The organism is Bradyrhizobium sp. Leo170 (genome assembly GCF_004296405.1).
GTDB lineage: Bacteria > Pseudomonadota > Alphaproteobacteria > Rhizobiales > Xanthobacteraceae > Bradyrhizobium.
Genome location: NZ_PSRR01000535.1, coordinates 1 through 3,551 on the forward strand (window position 1 = coordinate 1; position 3,551 = coordinate 3,551).

Below are 3,551 nucleotides of genomic sequence, written 5' to 3' on the forward strand. Positions count from 1 at the left end.
CCCCCCCTAATCAGGTCTAAGGGCGCCTTCATGCCATCACCGTAGCTTGCCAGTCCTGCGTCCCGACCTGCTCCAGCAGGCCGTCATGGTCGCCGATTCCGGTGTCGGCCTCCTCGCGGTCACAGTCGTCCTGCTCAGCGTCTGTCCCCGGGACATCCCAAAGCCTTCCCTGCCGCCAAGCTTTCGTTTGATCGGTCATCCGATCAAAGCTGCCAAGGTTCAGCGCCATCGCTGCCGCGCCCTCGCATATATATCACGGTCAGCCCCAGCTCAGCACGGTCTGAAAGAAGATGTCTGCCAGATCGACGTCGGTGTGGCCGTTCATGATCTCGATGATGCGGCGCGGTCGATCTTCACCAAGATTGGCCAGCGCCGCGATGATGTCGGCCCGACCGATCTTGTGCACGACGTCGTTGTGCAAGACTATCTGCCTCGCCAGAACGCGATCATCGTCGATGTCGAGGCGACCACGGCAATCAGGCAGCCAGAGGTGTTGGCCGCCAAGCGCATGATTGAGCGCTCGATCGATCGGTTCGATCTCTATCCGAGCCGGCTCCTCGGTGACAGCGCCTATGGCTCGGCCGAGATGCTTGGCTGGTTGGTCTACGAGCACGGGATCGAGCCCCACGTCACAGTGTTCGACAAGTCGGCCCGCACGGACGGGATCTTCTCGCGCGAGGACTTCACCTATGATCATGCAGGAGACGTCTATCGCTGTCCCGGCGGCAAAATCCTCTCCACGACCGGAGCGCTGGTGACGATGATGCCACGATGCTTTACCTCGCCAGTAAGCGCGATTGCGATCGATGCGCATTGAAGCCCCGGTGCTGCCCAAGCAGGCATCCCGGAGAGTGCCAAGGTCGATCTACGAAGGCGCTCGCGACATGGCGCGCCAGATCGCAAGATCATGGGAGGGAGGCACTTCGCGCCGGCTCCGCAAAAAGATCGAGATGCTGTTCGCGCACCTTAAGCGCATTTCTCAAGCTCGACCGCCTACGTTTACGGGGCCCAAACGGCGCGCGTGACGAGTTCACCCCCGTTGCGGAAGTGGTCGGCTTAGGGGCGCGCTCCCTAAACCTTCGTATCATTCCCTGGCCCCTTTGGATGGCCGGCGCATTACCCACGTTCAATTGAGCGGCTGACCGCGATCGTCCTAGACTAGGCTGCATGCGTAGGAAAAGCGCACAGGCCCATGCAGTGCGACGGTGGAAAGGATGATCGACGAACAGCGACGATAGTGCCAAGAGGAGACTACGATGCCCCATTGCTCCGATAATTTTAGATCTGGCAGTGCCGCGCGATGCGCAGTTTGTAATGGCAAGTTTGGTCTCGTCCGGCACTACTCGTGGCGAACCCCGCTTTGTTCCAAGAAGTGCGTCGATCGCTTCAGAACTCGCAGGGAAAGTGACCGCAATTGGGTGAGCTGGCTCCAAACCGCCTTCGACCAGCTGCCCGAGAACCGCGCGAGGGCTTCATGACGGTCCAGATCTCACAACGAGCCAAGGAATATTTAGGGACAGCACAGACTTTGCTCCGCGCCGCCCAAACCATGACCGACTCAGCGATTGCGGGTCAGCTCAAGGCCCTTGCCGACGACTACCAGCGGCGAGCTGAGAAAGCTTCGCATGTTGATGCGGATGGATGAATTTCCTGACTGCACAGAGAGATCCCGGGATTGGGTGCGAGATGAACAATCACATTTGGCATGCAACGCTTGTTGTATTCACTGTCGTGCTGCCGATTTCTACAATCGGTCACGCCCGCGCCCACGATTATCAGCACCCTGAGTTGAACAGTTGGTATGAGAGCTTGCACAGCGGCAAAGGGCCCTGCTGCGATGGCAGCGATGCGAAGCGCGTTGATGACGCCGATTGGGAAACTAAGGATGGTCACTATCGCGTACGCATTGATGGCGAGTGGATTGATGTTCCGAACGACGCTGTCGTGGATGGACCGAACCGCGCTGGCCGTACGATGGTCTGGCCTTACCTCCTAAATGGTCACCCGAAGGCGCGCTGCTTCATGCCGGGGAGCATGAGCTGATCGCGAGCGCAGGGCGATCAGCAGTTCCCGCCCACTAGCTCCAACTCGTCCGATGCCGTGTATTGCTTTGCATAAGAAGGCGCCAAATGACAACTGGAAGATGGAATAGCCGCAACAGGATCACCAAAGAAATTCGCGAGCCAATCCTGGATGCTTATCTAGGCGATCCCGTCAAAGGAACCGAACTTGCGATGAGCAACGGACTAACGGCCGGATACGCCTACAAGCTTGCTTATGAGCGCGGGTTATTGCCGACTCGCGATGAGAAGCTGCTTGGGCGCAGCCATTCAGCGAGATTGGCATCAACATGATTGTTACTCCAAAAACAAGGCAATGCCTTGAGGCCGTCAGAGCCGAGTGTGGTTCGGGAATGTCCCAACGCTACGCAGGCTGGCGGATCGTGTTTCAGTGAAGGCGATTACCACGGTCAGCGCAGCCTACAAAGCTGGAGCAGCGCGGAGCTATCCGCCGCGGGCCAGGAATGAGCGGCGGACCTCCACTGCAACGGATTTTCGCGCATACATGGCTTAGTGGAGCCGTTCACGGGTCGCACAATGCCGTTCGGGACCTATACCACTTCCGCATATGGCCCGAACCCGCCGAAAAAAGAGGGGCAGAGTATGTCCGCTCTGCCCAGTCAGATCAGACGTCCACCTGCACGCCCTTCGCCGGGAAGAACACACCCGGATTCGCGATCATTGGATGCCGGAACCGCCGACCGGCTTCAGCAAGCTCAGGATGGCGCTGGGCGACGAGGAATCGCTCCAGCTAGACGCCATCGATCTCCTGCAGAGCGGGGGCTACGAGGCGTCCCCGGCCAATGTCGAGCGCCTCGTCCCGCTCCTGGTCCAGGCAAGGCGCGAAGCTGCCTCGGACGTCGAGCACGCCCGCGTCGGGGAATACGAGAAGATCACGGATCTGTCGAAGATCCCGGCCCGCTCGACGCCGGCGCTCGATTTCGTGGCGGCGTTCGAGGAGTATGCCGCGAAAGGCGGACTCAAGGGGGGACCGGCCGGACGCACGGCATGCCGCTGGCGCCCAAAGGTGAAGGAGTTCTGCGACTTCGTCCGCCACCGCGACCTGAAGCGGATCAGGACGTCGGACGGATACGATTGGGTTGACCACCTCATCGCGAAGAAGATTCCACGAGACAGCATACGCAAGGTGTGGATCGCCGCGCTTTCCGCCACCGCCGGCTTCATGGTCGAGCGCCGCAAACTCGACCAGAACCCCTTCCTCGGCATCCGTGTCCGCGACGAGGACGCCTCGGAGAACGCCGAGAGGGAGAAAGAGCAGAAGGAGCCGCCGCGAAAGGGCTTCGCGCCGCAGGAGGCGAAGAAAATCCTGACCGCCACCCTCGTCGCGCCAAGCGGACGCTGCAGCGCGCCGTGCAGCCCTATCGCCAGGCGCTGAGACGCGATTTGAGACGCCGCCGGGCCGACAGCTGCATATTTCACTGATGATGAGCAGCGATTTCGCGCGATCATGAGCGCCGAATTCAGACGATC

6 protein-coding genes and 1 pseudogene are annotated in these 3,551 nt (G+C 60.3%); 5 read left to right on the forward strand and 2 right to left on the reverse strand.

What is annotated here, in order from left to right:
• Nucleotides 1–28 precede the first annotated feature (28 nt).
• Both CWO89_RS41925 and CWO89_RS46510 read right to left on the reverse strand, forming a co-directional pair.
• Entirely contained in the window at nt 29–229 is a 201-nt protein-coding gene (locus CWO89_RS41925; protein WP_130584085.1) for a hypothetical protein, read from the reverse strand.
• A gap of 30 nt (nt 230–259) precedes the next feature.
• Nucleotides 260–421, reverse strand: a complete 162-nt coding sequence (locus CWO89_RS46510) for a hypothetical protein (protein ID WP_165421563.1) — start codon at nt 419–421, stop codon at nt 260–262.
• Nucleotides 422–439: 18 nt separating this feature from the next.
• Here CWO89_RS46510 and CWO89_RS41930 point away from each other — a divergent pair.
• From CWO89_RS41930 to CWO89_RS41950, 5 genes and pseudogenes are all read left to right on the forward strand, one after another.
• Nucleotides 440–1,134 (forward strand): annotated as a pseudogene (locus tag CWO89_RS41930) (transposase); the annotation flags it as partial.
• A gap of 340 nt (nt 1,135–1,474) precedes the next feature.
• A complete protein-coding gene (locus CWO89_RS46515; RefSeq protein ID WP_165421564.1) occupies nt 1,475–1,645 on the forward strand; it encodes a hypothetical protein in 171 nt (56 codons plus the stop codon).
• A gap of 41 nt (nt 1,646–1,686) precedes the next feature.
• Nucleotides 1,687–2,043 carry a hypothetical protein gene (locus CWO89_RS41940; RefSeq protein WP_130584087.1) on the forward strand — a complete coding sequence of 119 codons (357 nt, stop codon included), beginning with the start codon at nt 1,687–1,689 and terminating at the stop codon, nt 2,041–2,043.
• Nucleotides 2,044–2,129: 86 nt separating this feature from the next.
• Entirely contained in the window at nt 2,130–2,354 is a 225-nt protein-coding gene (locus CWO89_RS41945; RefSeq protein ID WP_130584088.1) for a hypothetical protein, read from the forward strand.
• A 427-nt stretch (nt 2,355–2,781) separates the two neighbouring features.
• Nucleotides 2,782–3,456, forward strand: coding sequence for a site-specific integrase (locus CWO89_RS41950; protein ID WP_130584089.1), 675 nt, complete (start codon nt 2,782–2,784; stop codon nt 3,454–3,456).
• Nucleotides 3,457–3,551: the final 95 nt, after the last annotated feature.

Bases quoted from the DNA above. Each gene is read 5' to 3' on its own strand.
- CWO89_RS41945 (WP_130584088.1), top strand. From the start codon at position 2,130: ATGACAACTGGAAGATGGAATAGCCGCAACAGGATCACCAAAGAAATT.
- CWO89_RS41925 (WP_130584085.1), bottom strand. From the start codon at position 229: ATGGCGCTGAACCTTGGCAGCTTTGATCGGATGACCGATCAAACGAAA.
- CWO89_RS41950 (WP_130584089.1), top strand. From the start codon at position 2,782: ATGGCGCTGGGCGACGAGGAATCGCTCCAGCTAGACGCCATCGATCTC.
- CWO89_RS41940 (WP_130584087.1), top strand. From the start codon at position 1,687: ATGAACAATCACATTTGGCATGCAACGCTTGTTGTATTCACTGTCGTG.
- CWO89_RS46515 (WP_165421564.1), top strand. From the start codon at position 1,475: ATGACGGTCCAGATCTCACAACGAGCCAAGGAATATTTAGGGACAGCA.